The organism is Zobellia alginiliquefaciens, assembly GCF_029323795.1.
GTDB lineage: Bacteria > Bacteroidota > Bacteroidia > Flavobacteriales > Flavobacteriaceae > Zobellia > Zobellia alginiliquefaciens.
The window spans coordinates 3,312,737-3,332,890 of the sequence record NZ_CP119758.1 but is presented as its reverse complement, the minus strand read 5'-3'; the positions used below and the strand labels follow the sequence as shown (position 1 = coordinate 3,332,890).

Below are 20,154 nucleotides of genomic sequence, written 5' to 3'. Positions count from 1 at the left end.
TGTTTGTTTATTGTTAATTATTTTTCTGTTTAACCGGAATAGGTAACAAAATTTCGGGGGGTTTCATATAGTACGACCTCAAGTTCATGATTTTTATTGATATGAGGTCTCAATTTATTCCAGATTACAAGAGATATATTCTCGGCAGTTGGGTTGATATCTTTAAATTCAAGAACTTCAACATTTAAGTTTTTATGATCCAGCTCATCTTCTACCTTTTCAGCTATTAAGTCTTTCAAAACCTTCATATCCATAACAAAACCTGTTTCTGGATCTATTTCTCCCGTTACACTCACAATCAACTCGTAATTATGACCGTGATAGTTGGGATTATTGCATTTACCGAAGACCTGGGTATTTTTCTCATCATTCCAATCTTTTCGATACAAACGATGTGCTGCATTAAAATGTGCCTTTCTACTAACCTTTACTTTCATCTTCCGTGTTATTTTGACCGATGTACCCATAGAACTTTTCAAAGATAATCTTGAACCATGCCGTATACGCATCTGGATTTTCCGCGATATCCTTTTTAACGTCTTCGGGTTTCATCCATTTCCAATCGGCAACCTCATCTGGGTTAATATTCGGTTCGGCATTATAGTTTCCCATCATAACATGATCAAACTCATGTTCGGTAAGTCCGTTATCAAAAGGAGCCTTATAAATAAATGAAAATAATTCTTGAAGTTCAGTTACAAAGCCCATTTCTTCTTGCAACCTTCTTTTTCCGGCTTCTATATTACTCTCACCCATGCGTTGGTGACTACAACATGTATTCGTCCAAAGTTGGGGTGAATGGTATTTATGGGCCGCACGCTGTTGCAACATGGTTTCCCCTTTATCGTTCATTACAAAAACTGAAAAAGCCCTATGGAGTTCAGCTTTTTCATGGGCTTCCATTTTAGGCATGGTACCTAATGGGTTATTCTCTTTATCAACTAAAATTACTTCTTCCTCTTTCAAATATATCTTTTTTACGTAGTGCTTCAAAAAAATGCACTTCCACAAAAATAATATCTTTAAACTAGTATATTGTGAACAGGATGATAAATTATGGAAAGTTGTTTTATTGTGATAAAAATTACTTCTTTAGAATCGGTTCTAAAAGAAACGAGGTGATTTCAAATTGCTTTTTGTACTGATAAAATCATATCGTAAAATAGCTTCAAAAGACCCGGAATTGAATACCGCTTGACCCAATTCAGTTACCTCACGATCGTAAGCAAGACCGATAAAGAATTTTTCAGATATATTAAAACCTACCATGCCACTTACCGCTGCGTCCCATCTATAAGCAGCACCTAGAATGAATTTCTCACTGAACATAAAATTGGCTGAAACATCAACCTGTAGTGGTGCTCCCGTAACTAATTTGGTCAACAGTGCAGGTTTAAATTTTGTATTATCGTTCAAATCCCAGACATAGCCCGTTATCAAATAAAAGTTCATCTGTTCTTTTGCCGTTGTAGGCTCCGGGCCATCCTTAAAATGTAGCGTCTGTAAAATTCGTGGCACGGATAGACCTGCATAAAACCGTTCATTATGGTAATAAACCCCTGCACCAACATTAGGTGAAAATTTATTCTCTATATCGTTCTGCAGACTTGAATCTGAAGTATATTGGTTCAATTCTGAAAAACGGACATCAAGTAGATGAGCACTCCCCTTTAAGCCAAAGCTTAGTCTACCTTCCGTAGACGTATAGACCGTATATGAAAAATCCACATCAAAATAAGTTTCAGAGGTTGGTCCAATTTTATCGTTTACGATAGATAACCCCAAACCTACTCCCCTATATCCTATGGGTGAATGTAAATTGAAAGTCTGGGTGGTAGGCGCACCATCTAATCCCACCCATTGTGAACGATGTAACAATGCCGTACTCAAATGACCTCGTGAGCCTGCATAGGCCGGATTAACACTCACCGTATTATACATGTACTGCGTGTATTGTGAGTCTTGTTGTGCCGTTAGGTCTTGAATTGCCGTGATAAAAAGAAAGGCAACCAAAATACCTAGTTTACGAGCGGTTATTCTGAGATTTGGGATCATCATTACTGCTATCTGTTAATATAAATATATCCTGAAAGGGATTTCTGTTCACCCTGTTGGTCTTTGTAATCTAAAATATAGAAGTACGTACCCACAGGAAGCTTTCTATCCGCATCAACAGTTACCCTACCTTGAGAGGTTCCATCAAATACATTTCCTTCCGTATTGTAGGCTTGCGTATTGTAAACCAGAACCCCCCATCTGTTATAGATTCTAATTGAGTTATCCGGATAGTTTTCCAAACCTGTAATTGTAAGAACATCATGGGCTCCATCATTATTAGGTGTTACCACATTGAAAACTTCAATAGGGTCTTCCTCTACATTAGGCTCTAGATATTCGGGTATACCATTTCCATCTATATCGTCATTGGCATAATTACCGTCAATATTGGTGTCTTCATCCTTACTTTGAATACCATCATCATCATCATCCGTATCTCTGTAATCAGATTCTCCATCACCATCGGTATTTGGTAAATCATTATACGGATCATTAATTTCATCATTGACATCAAGATCAATAGCAGCTTCCCCTTCATAGCCATCATCAAGACCATCTCGGTCTTTATCAGAACCGATTAAAGTAACATCAGGAATACCGTCTCGGTTGTAATCATGCGCTTCTATGCGATCGGGTACGTTGTCATTATCACTATCATCATCAACATAATCCGGTAAATCATCTCCGTCTGTATCCTCTGGAATAATTCCTAATCCACCATTATTTTCATAGGCATCATCCACTCCGTTTCCATTCTGATCTAATCCGCTCGGTGGTATATAATCTATAGTAGTTTGAGCCTCCACATTATCTGGTATTCCATCATCATCACTATCTATATCCAAATAATCAGGAACTCCATCATTGTCCGTATCCGTTGGATGTGTAGACGGGTCATTATCCGCATCTAGATTCAGATCTTCAAAACTGTCTAAGATTCCATCGTCATCCGTATCCAAATCAATAGCATCGGATACCAAAATAGTTACCGTAGCCGTATCACAATTACCCACCGCATCACAAAGTGTATAGGTGAATGAATCGCTACCATCAAAATTTTCGTTCGGAGTGTAATTTACCATGTCATCCGAAGGGTCGTTAGGTGTTCCTCCATTATCTACAGTAATAGTTCCATTGGATGGATTGGTCGTTGTTAAGGTTCCTACTGATGGAATATCATTATCATTACCCAAAATATCCAACAGAATAGGAGTGTCCTCAGTTGTTGCGACGCTATCGTCAATGGTATCTAGAATTGGAGTCGCCTCAATAGTAACGGTAGCCGTACTACAATCACCATATATATTACAAACCGAATAATTAAACGAATCCTGACCGTTATAATCGGGATTAGGTATATAAGTTACAATATCATCAGTCGGGTCATTTGGGGTACCGTTATTATCTATGTTGACAGTGCCGTTGGTTGGATCAGTAGTTGTTAGATTTCCTTCGGTAGGAAGTTCACTATCATTGGCAAAAATATCCACTACGACAGAATCATCTTCATCAACGGTAACCAAATCATCAACCAGAATGGCAGATTCATCAATACAGACCACGGTAAAACTAGGTAAACTTTTTGCATTGCCCGCCTTAGTAATAGTAGCTATATAGCGCTCTACGTTCTGTGTGGCGATAACCATAGGAGCACTCTGGTCTCCTGGCAAAGGAGGGTTCCAACTGACCGATGCTCCCGCCGAAAGATTATCCGTATTGTCACTAATATCCAATGTAACTTCATTATAAGGCGAATTACAGTTGGTTACTATAAAATAACTCGTTGCATTCTTACCACATAAGGTACCATCATAAGTGGCGAAATAAATTCCCTGATCGGTTACCTCTAAAAAAGATTCCGTACTCAAAATTGTACTTGTATCTTGCGCCTCGTACCACCTGAAATTAGTTCTGGTCTCCTCAGCGGTATCATCCGGTGCCCTCAATAAATACTGAGCGTTGGATATGGCAAGCCCCAGAATGGTAAAAACCAAACTGAGGACAAGTTTTTTATATGTAGATTTTGCTTTCAAATCGATTGGTTATCGTTTAGATTATTTTACTACAAAAACTACATTGATCAATGAGTTATAACTTGCTGGTTGGGCAATGACATCATAGGTCATTACTCCCGAAGCATTAACGGATACATTGTCAAAAACAGCCGTATCGTAAAAAGTCACATAGTAATACAACTCCGTGTTAGCATACGTTGGAATAGCCGCTGGTGCAGCGTTACTAGCTACCATTGGAGAACCAAATTGTGCTACGTATTGAGCGTGTAAGTCTATAGTTCTTCCTGTTCCATTTGTTGAAGCATCAACCTCAATAGACGGTGGATAGAAAATTCTAGCTGCCTTAGATGTAATTGGAGCTATAGCTTGAATTACCTCTTGAACGTTCGTTTCTTCCGTATATCCCTGCGCCGCACTTTTACCGGCGTCATCAACATCGATTGCTGTTCTAAGCGGAACCTCATCGTCATATTGATCATCGGTTCCCAAAGCGGATAATGGAACATTTCTAGAGCCACCACCATCTGTTAACCGTAAATTATTACCAACAACTGCAAAGCCGGTATTATATTCATTTGCGGGATCCGAGTCCGCATCGTTTACATTTAAAGTAATAGCATTACCGCCAGATATTGCAATATGACCTGCATTACCGTTAGTTGATAATGTTTGATCATCCGTAGCGGGATCTCCTGCTGGACCTATTTCACCCTGAGGACCCTGTGCTCCAGTTTCTCCTTGGATTCCCTGCGGACCTTGCGCGCCTGTGGCTCCTGTATCCCCTTGCGGGCCTTGTGCTCCAGTTGCGCCAGTTGCCCCAGTATCTCCTTGTGGGCCTTGAGGACCGACTTCGCCTTGAGGACCCTGTGCTCCAGTTGCTCCTGTATCTCCTTGTGGACCTTGAGGACCAACTTCGCCCTGAGGACCCTGTGCTCCAGTTTCTCCTTGGATTCCCTGAGGACCCTGTGCTCCAGTTTCTCCTTGGATTCCCTGAGGACCTTGCGCGCCTGTGGCTCCCGTGGCTCCTGTATCTCCTTGCGGGCCTTGGGCTCCAGTTGCACCAGTTGCTCCGGTATCTCCCTGCGGACCTTGAGGACCGACTTCGCCTTGTGGACCTTGTGCGCCAGTTGCTCCTGCATCCCCTTGCGGGCCTTGAAGACCTGTTTCACCCTGAGGACCTTGCGCTCCAGTTGCACCTGTATCCCCTTGTGGGCCTTGAGGACCGACTTCGCCTTGTGGACCTTGAGCTCCAGTTGCACCGGTTGCTCCTGTATCCCCTTGCGGGCCTTGTGGGCCAACTTCTCCTTGTGGACCTTCCGCTCCCGTTGCACCAGTTGCTCCTGTATCCCCTTGCGGGCCTTGAGGACCGACTTCGCCTTGCGGACCTTGTGCTCCCGTGGCTCCTGTTTCTCCTTGTGGGCCTTGGGCTCCCGTTGCACCGGTTGCTCCTGTATCTCCTTGTGGACCCTGAGGGCCAACTTCACCCTGAGGACCTTGCGCTCCCGTGGCTCCGGTATCTCCCTGTGGACCTTGAGGGCCTGTATCTCCTTGCGGGCCTTGGGCTCCAATTGCACCAGTTGCTCCGGTATCTCCCTGCAGACCTTGAGGACCGACTTCGCCTTGTGGACCTTGCGCTCCAGTTGCGCCGGTTGCTCCTGTATCCCCTTGCGGGCCTTGTGGGCCAATTTCTCCTTGTGGACCTTGTGCTCCAGTTGCGCCAGTTGCTCCTGTATCTCCTTGTGGACCCTGAGGGCCGACTTCACCCTGAGGACCTTGCGCTCCCGTGGCTCCTGTATCCCCTTGCGGGCCTTGAGGACCGACTTCTCCTTGCGGACCTTGTGCTCCAGTTGCGCCAGTTGCTCCTGTATCCCCTTGCGGGCCTTGTGCTCCGGTTGCTCCTGTATCTCCTTGCGGACCTTGAGGACCAACTTCTCCTTGTGGACCTTCCGCTCCCGTTGCACCTGTATCTCCTTGCGGGCCTTGAGGACCGACTTCACCTTGGGGACCTTGAGGGCCTGTATCCGGATTAATCCATGAATAAGTTCCCGTACCGTCTGTAGAAAGCACTTGGCCATTGCTTCCACCTGAAGGCAACTCTATTTCGTTCGTCGGGTCGGAATCCGCATCATTTACTTTATCTATGGTTGTAATAATATAAGGGTCCGTACTGGAGCCATGACCAGTTACCGTAACATTCGCATTGCCTGACTGAACTATTGTTTCCGTCCCATCGGCAGCAGCTACGGAAAGGTCATAATCATTTCCGGTTTGTGTCAAGCTTACGGAACCGTCCGTTGAGGTTATAGTCTGAATTTCGTTCGTGTCGTTATTGGCATAAGGACTTAAATCGATTGCAGTAGCAGTTGGATCATCACTTAACGTAAGGTTGTCACCTGTTAAGCTTAAATCCTGAAATTCATTGGTTGCATCGTTATCATTATTTGCAGGAATGGTAATCGATAAATCGAAATCATCACCTGTTCTTACTACATCTACAGAACCGTCAGCCGAAGCTACCGTCTGTATCTCATTTCTTGCGTCGGCATCTGCATCATCAACATTTAGGTTGATAGCATTTCCTTCAGAAATACTAACATTACCAGGATTTCCATCGGTACTCAACGTTTGGTCATCACTAGCGTTATTGGCCAAATCCTCCAAAGCCTCTTGAACCGTAGTTTCGTTTACCGTATCCCCATCAACATCAAAAGGGGTATTCAAAGCTACTTCTGTTGCATCTTGCTCGTCTAAATCTACACTACTGATTTGATAAGGGCTAGCTGAAGAACCATCTCCCGTTACCGTAACATTTGCATTGCCCGATTCGACCGCTGTTTCCGTACCATCGGCAGCGGCTACAGATAAATCATAATCATCGCCTGTTTGATTTAACGTTACCGACCCATCCGTAGAAGTAATTGTTTGGATTTCGTTCGTAATATCTCCATCTACTTCTGTACCGGTAACCACATAAGGACTGGCTGAAGTTCCATCTCCACTTACCGTATTGATGCCTGCTCCGGTTACTTCTGTTTCGGAACCATCGGCTGCCGCTACTGATAAATCATAATCATTTCCGGTCTGATTTAATGTTATAGAACCATCGGTAGAAGTAATGGTCTGAATTTCATTTGTTGGATCTGGATCCGCATCTGGACTCGCATTTCCTCCTACTTGTTGCCAAGTTGTACCGTCGTAAACATATAATTGTCCTGTTAAAGTATCTACATATGTTTCTCCAGTATTAGTTCCTGCAATTCCTGTAGCTGCTGGTGTACCTGCATCAACAAAAGTAAGTTCATTGGTAATATCTCCATCCACTTCTGTACCGGTTACAACATAAGGACTGGCTGAAGTTCCATCTCCACTTACCGTATTGATTCCTGCTCCGGTTACTTCTGTTTCGGAACCATCCGCTGCTGCTACTGATAAATCGAAATCATCACCTGTTCTTACTACATCTACAGAACCGTCAGCCGAAGCTACCGTCTGTATCTCATTTCTTACGTCGGCATCTGCATCATCAACATTTAAGTTAATGGCGTTTCCCTCTGAAATACTCACATTCCCAGGATTTCCATCCGTACTCAACGTTTGGTCATCACTAGCGTTATTGGCCAAATCCTCCAAAGCTTCTTGAACGGTAGTTTCATTAACTGTATCTCCGTCTACATCGATTGGAGTGTTCAAAGCTACCTCAGTGGCATCTTGAATCTCGTTAGTCGGGTCGGCATCCGCATCTTGAATATTTATCGTTGTTGAACCACCTCGTTCCAAATCGATATCAACCGTTTCGTTTGCTGTTCCGACTGCACTTGTTATTTGCTGGTCGTCACTGGCATTGTTGGCCAAATCTTCTAAAGCTTCTTGAACTGTGGTTTCGTTTACCGTATCCCCATCAACATCAATTGGAGTGTTCAAAGCTACTTCTGTTGCATCTTGCTCATCTAAATCTACACTGCTAATTTGATAAGGACTAGCTGCAGAGCCATCTCCCGTTACCGTAACATTTGCATTTCCTGATTCGACCTCTGTTTCTGTACCATCAGCTGCTGCTACTGATAAATCGAAATCATCACCTGTTCTTACTACATCTACTGAACCGTCAGCCGAAGCTACCGTCTGTATCTCATTTCTTGCGTCGGCATCTGCATCATCAACATTTAGGTTGATAGCATTTCCTTCAGAAATACTAACATTACCAGGATTTCCATCGGTACTCAACGTTTGGTCATCACTAGCGTTATTGGCCAAATCCTCCAAAGCCTCTTGAACCGTAGTTTCATTTACCGTATCACCGTCTACATCAAATGGAGCATCCAATGGGACTTCAGAAGCGTTTTGCTCATCTAAATCCACACTGCTAATTTGATAAGGGCTAGCTGAAGAACCATCTCCCGTTACCGTAACATTTGCATTGCCCGATTCGACCGCTGTTTCCGTACCATCGGCAGCTGCTACTGATAAATCATAATCATTTCCGGTCTGATTTAATGTTACTGACCCATCGGTAGAAGTAATTGTTTGGATTTCGTTCGTGTCGTTATTGGCATAAGGACTCAAATCGATTGCCGTAGGAGTTGGATCATCGCTTAGCGTAAGGTTGTCACCTGTTAAGCTTAAATCCTGAAATTCATTGGTTGCATCGTTATCATTATTTGCAGGAATGGTAATCGATAAATCGAAATCATCACCTGTTCTCACTACATCTACAGAACCGTCAGCCGAAGCTACCGTCTGTATCTCGTTTCTTGCGTCGGCATCTGCATCATCTACATTTAAGTTGATAGCATTTCCTTCAGAAATACTAACATTACCGGGGTTTCCATCGGTACTCAACGTTTGGTCATCACTAGCGTTATTGGCCAAATCCTCCAAAGCTTCTTGAACGGTAGTTTCATTAACTGTATCTCCGTCAACATCGATTGGAGTGTTCAAAGCTACCTCAGTGGCATCTTGAATCTCGTTAGTCGGGTCGGCATCCGCATCCTGAATATTTATCGTTGTTGAACCGCCCCGCTCCAAATCAATATCAACCGTTTCGTTTGCTGTTCCGACTGCACTTGTTATTTGTTGGTCGTCACTAGCGTTATTGGCCAGATCCTCCAAAGCTTCTTGAACGGTAGTTTCATTAACTGTATCTCCGTCAACATCGATTGGAGTGTTCAAAGCTACTTCTGTGGCATCTTGCTCATCTAAATCCACACTGCTAATTTGATAAGGACTAGCTGAAGAACCATCTCCCGTTACCGTAACATTCGCATTTCCTGATTGGACTCTCGTTTCTGTACCATCGGCAGCGGCTACCGCAAGGTTATAATCGTTCCCTGTTTGCGTCAAGGTTACCGAACCGTCCATTGAGGTTAACGTTTGTATTTCGTTGTTCGGGTCACCATCCAAATCCGGGGTTGCATTTCCTCCTACCGCATTCCACGAGGTACCGTCATAAACATATAATTGTCCAGCAACCTCATCTACATACGTAACTCCACTATTACTTGGTGTAACCGTTGGAGAGCCATTACCTAATAATGTAAGCTCATTTGTTGGGTCGGCATCGTCATCATCCAAAGAAGGAACATCCACCGTTAAATTAGGATATGTACCTCCTACAACAACATTTCCGCTACCACCATCCGTAATAGTTACCGTTTGGTCCGGGGCCGCATTCACCACTTCAAAGTTCTGTCCCGACTGATTTACCGTAATTCCGGTTCCTGCCGAAACCGTCTGGTTTTCGTTAGTCGGGTCGGCATCCGCATCTTGAATATTTATTGTAGTTGAACCACCGCGTTCTAAATCGATGTCCACTGTTTCATTTGCCGTACCGACAGCACTTGTTATTTGCTGGTCGTCACTAGCGTTATTCGCTAAATCCTCCAAAGCTTCTTGAACTGTAGTTTCATTTACCGTATCTCCATCAACATCAAAGGGAGTATTCAAAGCTACTTCTGTGGCATCTTGCTCATCTAAATCCACACTGCTAATTTGATAAGGGCTTCCTGCCGAACCATCTCCTGTTACCGTAATATTGGCATTGCCCGATTCGACCGCTGTTTCTGTACCATCAGCAGCTGCTACTGATAAATCATAATCATTTCCGGTCTGATTTAATGTTACCGAACCGTCCGTTGAGGTTAACGTTTGTATTTCGTTTGAAGCATCCGCATCCGCATCCTGAATATTTATCGTTGTTGAACCACCGCGTTCTAAATCGATGTCCACTGTTTCATTTGCCGTACCGACAGCACTTGTTATTTGCTGGTCGTCACTAGCGTTATTCGCTAAATCCTCCAAAGCTTCTTGAACTGTAGTTTCATTAACCGTATCTCCATCTACATCAAAGGGAGTTGCCAAATCTACTTCTGCAGCATCTTGAATCTCGTTCGTTGCATCGGAATCCGCATCCTGAATATTTATCGTTGTTGAACCACCGCGTTCTAAATCGATGTCCACTGTTTCATTTGCCGTACCGACAGCACTTGTTATTTGCTGGTCGTCACTAGCGTTATTCGCTAAATCCTCCAAAGCTTCTTGAACTGTAGTTTCATTTACCGTATCTCCATCAACATCAAAGGGAGTTGCCAAATCTACTTCCGCAGCATCCTGAATTTCATTGGTTGCATCGGAATCCGCATCATCAACATTTAGGTTGATAGCATTTCCTTCAGAAATACTAACATTACCAGGGTTTCCATCGGTACTCAACGTTTGGTCATCACTAGCGTTATTGGCCAAATCCTCCAAAGCTTCTTGAACCGTAGTTTCATTTACCGTATCCCCATCAACATCAAAAGGAACGTTCAGAGCAACTTCCGTAGCATCTTGAATCTCGTTCGTTGCATCGGAATCCGCATCCTGAATATTTATTGTAGTTGAACCACCTCGTTCTAAATCGATGTCCACTGTTTCGTTTGCTGTTCCTACAGCACTAGATATTTGTTGGTTGTCGCTGGCATTATTAGCCAAATCCTCTAAAGCTTCTTGAACCGTAGTTTCGTTTACCGTATCTCCATCAACATCAAAAGGCGTATTTAAAGCTACTTCCGTAGCATCTTGAATTTCATTGTTTGGATCACCATCCAAATCAGGACTGGCATTACCCCCTACTTGATTCCAGTTTGCACCATCAAAAACATATAACTGGCCGGCAACATCATCCACATAAGTTACCCCTGCATTTGAAGGCGTTATTGTTGGTGCACCGCTATCTATTAATGTAAGCTCGTTTGTTTCATCTTCATCCGTATCAGTAGAGTTAACGGTGTAGTTTCCATTCCCGTCATCTGTAACCGAAATAGCTCCTGTACCCGCAATTACCGTTTCCACAAGAGATGATAAGTCTACATTTGCAGAACTACCTCTTTCTATATCTATCTGAAGTTGATTTGTTCCGCTTAAAGTAGCACCCGTTAAATTCTGATTATCGCTAGCGTTAGCTGCCAAATCAATAATAGCTTCTTCTACTGTAGTTTCATCTACGCTATCTCCGTCAACATCAAAGGGAGTCGTTAAATCAACTTCCGTTGCTTCTTGATCGTCCGTACCGTCAAAACTGGTTGAAGTACCATTTTCCGACGCATAAGTATAAGTAACATTATCAGCTGTAGACAATGTTGTAATCGTCTCGTCTATCTCCGTAACTGTCCCATCGGCTTCGGTTACCGTGGCGATCAGGTTACCCGAAATAACATCCGTAATGGCGATTCCGTTGGTGTTGATGTCAACATCCGTACCATCGCCGTTTGTAAAACGATACACACCACCACCTAAATCCGTAATATCAGATTTTGAAACTGTTACACTTGTTCCGGCCTCATCAACCAAAGTGATGTTTCCGTCGTTATTATCCTCTATCCGTACGATGCTCTCCTGGATGGAAACCGTTGTCCCATCTTCCTTTTGGTATACACCGATCTCATTTCCCGATGTACTGGTTCCGGTGATATCCGTTACCGTTTCGTCTATTTCAGTAACTGTTCCGTCGGCTTCGGTTACCGTGGCGATCAGGTTACCCGCAATAACATCCGTAATGGCGATTCCGTTGGTGTTGATGTCAACATCCGTGCCATCGCCATTTGTGAAACGGTAAAGTCCGCCTCCCAAATCAGTGATATCGGATTTAGAAACCGTTACACTTGTTCCGGCCTCATCAACCAAAGTGATGTTTCCGTCGTTATTATCCTCTATCCGTACGATGCTCTCCTGGATGGAAACCGTTGTCCCGTCTTCCTTTTGGTATACACCTATCTCATTTCCCGATGTACTGGTTCCGGTGATATCCGTTACCGTTTCGTCTATTTCAGTAACTGTTCCGTCGGCTTCGGTTACCGTGGCGATCAGGTTACCCGCAATAACATCCGTAATGGCGATTCCGTTGGTGTTGATGTCAACATCCGTGCCATCGCCATTTGTGAAACGGTAAAGTCCGCCTCCCAAATCAGTGATATCGGATTTAGAAACCGTTACACTTGTTCCGGCCTCATCAACCAAAGTGATGTTTCCGTCGTTATTATCCTCTATCCGTACGATGCTCTCCTGGATGGAAACCGTTGTCCCGTCTTCCTTTTGGTATACACCTATCTCATTTCCCGATGTACTGGTTCCGGTGATATCCGTTACCGTTTCGTTAATATCAGTAGTAGACCCGTCTGCCTCAGTGACTGTTGCAATACGGTTACCTAATACTGTATTGCTAATAGCCATTCCATTAGTATCAATTGTGACATCTGTACCGTCTCCATTTGTAAATTGGTATACGCCACCTCCTAAATCTGTAATATCTGACTTAGCTACTGTAACCGTTGCTCCGGTTTCATTCGTAAGCGTTATATTCCCATCACCAGCATCACTAATATTCGTAATAGTTTCATTAATAGTAACTAAATCACCATTCTCGTTTTCATATACTCCAATAGCATTTCCTGTAGCTGCCGTTGCCGTTAAGGTAGTAATGGTCTCTACCGGTAGAATGACGGATGCCGTACCTCCATTTTCGAGAGTAAGAGTAAGTTCTCCGCTTAAACCGTCAAAAGTAAAGTTTTGAAGTTGTTGGTCATCGGAAGAGGTCAGCTCCCAAGAATCACCATCCCAAAAATAGATAGTCCCAGTATCTGTATTTACGTAAATATCGCCGATATCAGCTCCCGCTGGTGTAGACAATCCCGGAGCCGTAACATCGGTACCACTTAACACCTCACAATTACATTGGTCTTCTAAATTGACCGTAGTCTGTGCAAATGCTAATCCGGAGATTAGGAAAACTAAGATTATACTTATTTTTTTCATGACCATTACTTTACTTAAAAATGTATTGTTCAAACTCTTTATGATTACTAGGCCAATAGATATCTGGCATAGTGAACTTATTATTCCCTAAAAATTATCTGAATTACGCCCCGAGCACTGCACGATTTTCGTGCTTTTTGGAATGGTAAAGAGGATGATTGAAAGTCCCGAATGCCATTTGTTTTTTTAGAAATAAAACCGATGTCAAAGTTTGGTTAAGTTATTCAGTTTTTGGGTTGTATTGAACCAATCTTATTGAGAATGATCCAATTACACCTTACAAAATTACTCTTAGAGCTAGCAACAGAAAATAATTGTTGTATAAGTGTTAATTCTTATTGTATACGTACTGAAAAATGAGGTCTTGGTTTGTTTTTTTCCTATGCTGATCGTCGATAAGTCCAATAATATCGCCGACTTGCAAAGCATAAAAAAATGATGTTTTCCCGAAAATCACAGAATTTAACTCTTGAAATAGACTAAGGTTTTAGGCTATCCAAAACCCTAAAAACACACCTTAAAAACAAGGCTTAAACCGAAAGAAAAATTAATTCTTTTTGACGCGGTGAGTTATTCTTCTATTGGTAATAACCGTTCTGATCTTAACGTATAAAAGTGCAGCATTTGATGAGACCTCAGCACAAGAAGTGGCCGAATTAGAGGCCAATACTCGATACGAATATCCCTCTTTTTGTTTGTCTACGTTATTAACCGTCAATGTAGAAGTCTGGGTACCCGAATGTTCCGAGTCATCAACTAAACTGGTATAGCTAACACCATCAAGACTAACTTGCCATTGGTACGTGTCCGCATTCGTAATAGTAGCCGTAAAGGTAGCATCTTCACCGGCAAATACGGTTTGATCGGTTGGTTGGGCCGTATAAGTTACAACAGGTGTAGTATTGATAACGTAATCTCCTAAACTAATAGGACAAGCATTGTTGCCCCATCTTACCCATAAAGGATAAGTACCTGATGATACATTTGAAAATGTATAACTTCCTGCGGAATCTCCAGAGTTCACATAATTAGCTCCATCGTCTATGCTAAATTTTATTCCCGTTCTGTTAGGATGGTCTGGAAAATTAAAAGTGATACTTCCATTGTCTGTGCCACAGCTTGCATCAACAGTATTTATTGTTACTGTTGGATTAGAGTAAATCGTTACATTTACCGCATCCGTATCACTACATCCATTTGTATCCGTTACAGTTACGGTATAGGTTACCGTTGTATTTGCATTTGGATTACCTGTAGGACTTACTGAAATAGTTGGCGTAGTTTCACCTGTGCTCCACACATAGCTAAATCCTGAGCCACTGCCGCCTGTGGCCGATGCACTTAAAGTAGCGGAATCACTATCACACATAGTTTGATTTGGCCCTGCATTTGCAAGGGGCGGCGTATTCTCTGTAACCGATACAGCCGTTCTGGTGCCACTCACACAACCAGTAGAGGTATTTCTTGCCTCTGCATAATATGTTCCTGCCGCTGTGGGTTGATAGGTTAGACTATTGCTCTGTAATAGATTACCTCCTGAGGAAGCATCATACCAATCTATTGTTCGTGTTCCCCCATTTGTGCTTGCCGATATTTCTGGAACTGTATCTCCTTGACAGTATTCTTTATCTCCATCATTAGTGGGAGGGTCTACAACAGGACAAACACAATTAGGTGCTGAAACCGGTAAATCCTGACTACAGTTCCCCTGTGTAGCCGTGACAATAACATCTGTACCGTCTGGCACATCTGCTATTCTCCAAACATTCCCCGATGGATTTGTAACCGTACCTTCGGTAGCCGTTACCGTGCCCCCGCTTACGGTAACTTCTAAAGTGTAAGTTGTAGGCTGAAATAATCTAAAATTACAACTTGGAGAACTTGTTACCGTAATACTGGGTGTTGGCTCTACGGTTACCCTAACCACATCCGTGTCTATACAACCATTACCGTCTGTTACGGTAACCGTATAATCTACATTTACATTACCGCTTGTATTGCCAGGTGGAGAAACCGTAATAGTTGGAGTTGTTTCTCCCGTACTCCATTGATATGTATAACCACTACCACTACCCCCGGAAGCTGTAGCGGTAAGTATGGCAGATTCGCCAGCACATATGGTTTGGTCTGTTCCTGCATTGGCAGTTGGTACCAGAACTCTTAATCTAGCTTGATTAGATGTTGTATTCTCACAGGCATAAGAAGAGTTGGAAACTACCACGCGATATCTATTGTTGTGATCTGATAGTGCCGGGTTTGAAATAGTTAGTTCATTGGTATCAGTACCGCTATGTATTCCTGTATCGGACAAATCCGTCCAAGTACCACTTATCAATTGTTGCCATTGATATATATTTCCTCCTGTATCTACAACGTTAAATGTTGCAGAACCACCTGGACAAGCATTTGTATTTGTTGGTTGCGTGGTTATGACCGGAGCAGACCCTGCTTGTAAAAAATCATAACTTCCGTTGGAATCCTCATCTCTTGGTGTAGCATAAGAAGCTGCCACAACCGAACCATCTGAATTTACAGTTGGGGTTCCTGTACCATACATTCCGTTGTTATCTGCGTCGGCATTAGCATCTGCATAAGCCTCATCCGCATCATTACAACCATCGCCATCACTATCATCATCCAAATGATTAGGGTTTGCATCACCATCTAAATTACCACTTCTACAAGCTGTGATGCCAAAAGCAACATCATCAAAAATAGAATATGTTTCCGAAGAGTCGTTTATTTGTCCATATACATAAAAACGAAATGTATACTGTGTATTTGCTTTTAAGTAAACCGGTGCTGTTGCCAAATGCTGAAAACTAGCGTATGATGAGCCATTATCTGTATGTAATACATCTGTAGATAACGTTTTCCAAGCATTAGAGCCTGTTATTGTATATGCGGTTGCCGAATAATAAGAGTCTCCTTGGTTTGGCAAATACCAGCCAGAACGTATTTCATTTAACTCAAATGAGGAAACCTCAGCGCTAGTAGTAAATGAAACTTCTATATAATCATTATTCTGGACCGCTTCTTCTTTTGTTTGGGAAGTAAAACTTTCTATTCTAATATTACTGCCCGAGACATTAAACTGTGAACCGTTTAATACCATTGTTTCCGTATCGCTTAATGCCCAATCTCTAATTTTTGCGTCATAATTAGTATCCATTTCTAGATTTCCTGAAGGACTATTTAGGGTCCATGCAAATTCATTTGTGACACTATCAATAGATTCTTCACAGTCCGACACACCATCATTGTCATCATCTACGTCGCATCCGTCGGGAACGCCATCATTATCACTATCTATAGCATCATCAAAATATGGGCACTTGTCATTTGCGTTATTGACACCATCCCCATCATCATCACATAAACCTGATGTAACCGTATAATCGCCAGCGCTTCCTCTTGTCTGTCCACCACTTACAGCAGTCGGGATTCCGTTTTCATCCACAGGACCAGCAATACTACCATCTCCGTTTAGATCGGAAAAATCTAAACTACCTGAACCCTCTAAAGCATCAAAACATCCATCTCCATCACTGTCTAAGTCGTAAATATCTGCTGTACCATCACCATCTGTATCAGTTGCTTCACAACTTTTAGATTGTTTTACATTATCTACATATATAGAATCATGATCGTTAATGGATGAAGAACCGGTAAAGCTTAATGAAACCGTATTTGTGGTTGGAGTAAATGTAAAACTCCTAGCTGCCATATTTAAAGCTTCATTACCTTCCTGCGCATTACCACCATTATTAGTGGCTATTTGAGTTGACGTTTCTAGAAACTGAGAAACACCATTTATTTGTACATCTAGTGTAGATTCTCCTGTAAAACTGGCATTAGACCCCACATCAAACGTAATTGTATTTGGAATATTGGGAGTTACGGTTATAGTTTGGGAAAACGTTGCTGCACCTACACCATTCCATCGTGCATAATAAGCACGTTCCGAATCTGTGCGCCAATTATTACCTGAAGCCGTCCAGCTATCATTAAAAATCCACTCACTAAAATCTCCATTTTTTACTAGTTCTGATGAATTAGACTTAGAAGTAAATAATGTTGAAAAAGGAATATTCTGTTTAGCAATAGACGGACCTCTATAACTTACATCTAGTGTAGCTGCACCAGCTCTTTCAAAATACAAAACTTTTATTCTATGTATACCTGCTGCCAATGTAATATTCCCAGAAAGTTCTCTTGCTCCATGACCACCATCATTATCTACTACTTCTACGTCATTAATAAACAATTTAGAACCATCATCCGAGTTTGTATAAAAAGTATAACTACCAGGAGTTTCTATTTTTATATATCCATTATATCTAATAGAATAGTAGTCCGCGTCTCCTGAGTCTACTAAATTTTGTAATGCATTCACATCAAAATCACTAACCGTTCCGGTTGCTAATGCTCCCGTAGTTGGTATATTATCTACAGTAAAACCATCTACATCACCATCATAAAACTCATAATTTAGTACTCCTTCTTCTCTACAGGAACTATTTTCATCAGCATCTAAAATACCATCGTTATCATTATCTAAATCACAAACATCATTAATACCATCACCATCTGTATCTATACCTGTTGGATCGGTGCAAGGCTCAAATATTCGTACCGTGGCAGAATCACTCTTACCTAAGGAAGGACAAAGAGAATCCGTAGAATCGGTAATAGTATAATCAAAAGTTGTTTCACCAGGAAAAGGGTTTGCCCCGCTATAGGTATAAGTTACAAGTCCGTTTTCCGCATCATCAATAACCACAGATCCCACAGATGGTTGCGTAATACTTTCTATTGAGAAATTATCTCCATCTGCATCAGAGTCGTTGGTGAACAGTTGTATTTGCACCGAAATAGAATTGCCGTAAGCTACTTGAACTTCATCATCTTCTGCAACTGGTGCATTGGGATTTTCTATTGCTTCTGCATCTGTGGTAGTTAACGTATAATGATTTGTTCCAGCAATTGTGCTTGGTTGTGCAATGGCCGTAGCTATTAATCTTGAAGTACCAGTACCGCTAGAAGAATCATAAAAATTAGGGTAATGTACTTCTATAATATAGGTTTCATTTTCACCTAGGGGCAAGCCAAAATGCACTTCTTCCGGTTGTTGTGTACCGTGACCATAAACCCCATTTACCTGACGTAAGCCACTAACTATATTACCGGAACAATCTCTGATCAATACATTTGTACCAATAGCTACCCTACCTAAAAATCCTCCGGTTGAGCCATTAGCTCCCCTATCCTCCGTAACATCTATAAGCAAATGGTTATTACGGTTAGCCGCTGGTAAATTATTGATATATAGTTGGTTTGCGCTATTATTTATATTAATGTAGATATCTAAATCACCATCATCATCGACATCGACCATAGTAGTACCCTCACCATCTCTACCAGAATTAAATTGCTGAGAATCCAATGAAAAGTTCATAGCTGCCCCACTGCCTATAACACCTGGAGCGGGAGTTGGACTATTTAATTGATTTATGTATAAATAACTTCTACTATTCCCGACCAAAATAATATCTATATCACCATCATTATCAATATCACCACCGGCCAAAGCATCTATTCGTGCGCCAGAACTGCCATTATTTACATTTCCAGGCTGAGGCAAACCAGGAAAAACAGCAGCTCCCAAAGGTGTAAAAACCCCACCACCATCATTCCTATGTATTTGTGTTAATCCATTTTCTGTCCAGACAGCATCTAAGTCGCCGTCATTATCCAAATCCCAAAGTCCGTTACCTCCTTTGTTATTGTTTTGAGCCTGACCTAGATCCGCTCCATTAGAAAATGTACCTCCTTGGTTTAAGAAAAAATCGTTTTCATCGCGTTTACGCATAAAAATATCAACCCAACCATCATCATTAACATCTGCTGCCGTACCATAATCCCCATCTGTAGCAAATTGGTTTAAACCAAATTGAGTAACCCCACTGCCGTTACCTGTGGTAATATGTGTGAATAAGGCATTTGCCGCTGGGTTAACTACCGTATGATTTGTATGGTTTATGAAATTATTTCGTAAAATTTCAATACCCATGTCATGGTTATCAAAGAAAATATCTAAATCCCCATCTCCTTCAAAATCGAAAAAACCAGTTCCTTCTGAATTTACCCCAGGTATATTTATTGTAGCCCCTGTTCTACCTATAGTAATAGGCGCGGTTCCGCCTGCACCATTACCAAAAGTACCGTTCGTATTTTGAATAAAAATCTGTATGGCATGCCTAGCATTGGAATTACCTGAAGAGTTAATCATAAAATCTGGCCGCCCATCATTATTAATATCTCCCCAAGCTGCCTGCCTTTCTGCATGATCTCCTAACATACCTGGTACTAAGGTAGATTGAACATTGGTAAACGTATTGTTACCATTGTTACGCATTAAAAAACTTTTTATGTTTGAGTTGTCATTATCCTCTAAAACAAGAACATCTAAATCTCCGTCCCCATCAAAATCTGACCAAGCGTGACCACCATCTTTTGGTTGACCTAAATTTAAGCCATAAGAGGCTGCACTTTCTGTAAAGGTGGTTTGGGCAAATGAAAAGGTAGCAACATGAAAAATTAGTACAGTAAGTAACTTGTACAATTCTCTTTTTTTCATCTTTATTGGTCGGTTTGGTTAAGGGCGGTCATTTGTTGCAACCAGTAAAATCAAAACAAACTACCCTTTACCACAAAATTAGGAAGTGAAGTCTCCCACAGAAATAATTGTTGTATATGTCTCAAAAACAATGGCGTACATGTTGTTTTCTGA

The 20,154-nt window shown here is 42.0% G+C and carries 6 protein-coding genes; all 6 read right to left on the bottom strand.

Features of this window, described 5'->3' with window-relative positions:
* Window positions 1-29 precede the first annotated feature (29 nt).
* Window positions 30-437 (bottom strand): 6-pyruvoyl trahydropterin synthase family protein, encoded by a 408-nt coding sequence (locus P0077_RS13910; protein ID WP_276165820.1) that lies wholly within the window; start codon window positions 435-437, stop codon window positions 30-32.
* Window positions 421-966 (bottom strand): isopentenyl-diphosphate Delta-isomerase, encoded by a 546-nt coding sequence (gene idi, locus P0077_RS13905; protein WP_276165819.1) that lies wholly within the window; start codon window positions 964-966, stop codon window positions 421-423. Before idi ends, P0077_RS13910 begins: the two co-directional genes overlap by 17 nt.
* 138 nt (window positions 967-1,104) lie before the next feature.
* Window positions 1,105-2,058 (bottom strand): PorP/SprF family type IX secretion system membrane protein, encoded by a 954-nt coding sequence (locus tag P0077_RS13900; protein WP_276165818.1) that lies wholly within the window; start codon window positions 2,056-2,058, stop codon window positions 1,105-1,107.
* Window positions 2,059-2,063: 5 nt separating this feature from the next.
* Window positions 2,064-4,091 (bottom strand): T9SS type B sorting domain-containing protein, encoded by a 2,028-nt coding sequence (locus P0077_RS13895; RefSeq protein ID WP_276165817.1) that lies wholly within the window; start codon window positions 4,089-4,091, stop codon window positions 2,064-2,066.
* 21 nt (window positions 4,092-4,112) lie between these two features.
* Window positions 4,113-13,361, bottom strand: coding sequence for a hypothetical protein (locus tag P0077_RS13890; protein WP_276165816.1), 9,249 nt, complete (start codon window positions 13,359-13,361; stop codon window positions 4,113-4,115).
* A gap of 547 nt (window positions 13,362-13,908) precedes the next feature.
* On the bottom strand, window positions 13,909-20,001 hold the full coding sequence (locus tag P0077_RS13885) for a PA14 domain-containing protein (protein ID WP_276165815.1): 6,093 nt from the start codon (window positions 19,999-20,001) through the stop codon (window positions 13,909-13,911).
* Window positions 20,002-20,154: the final 153 nt, after the last annotated feature.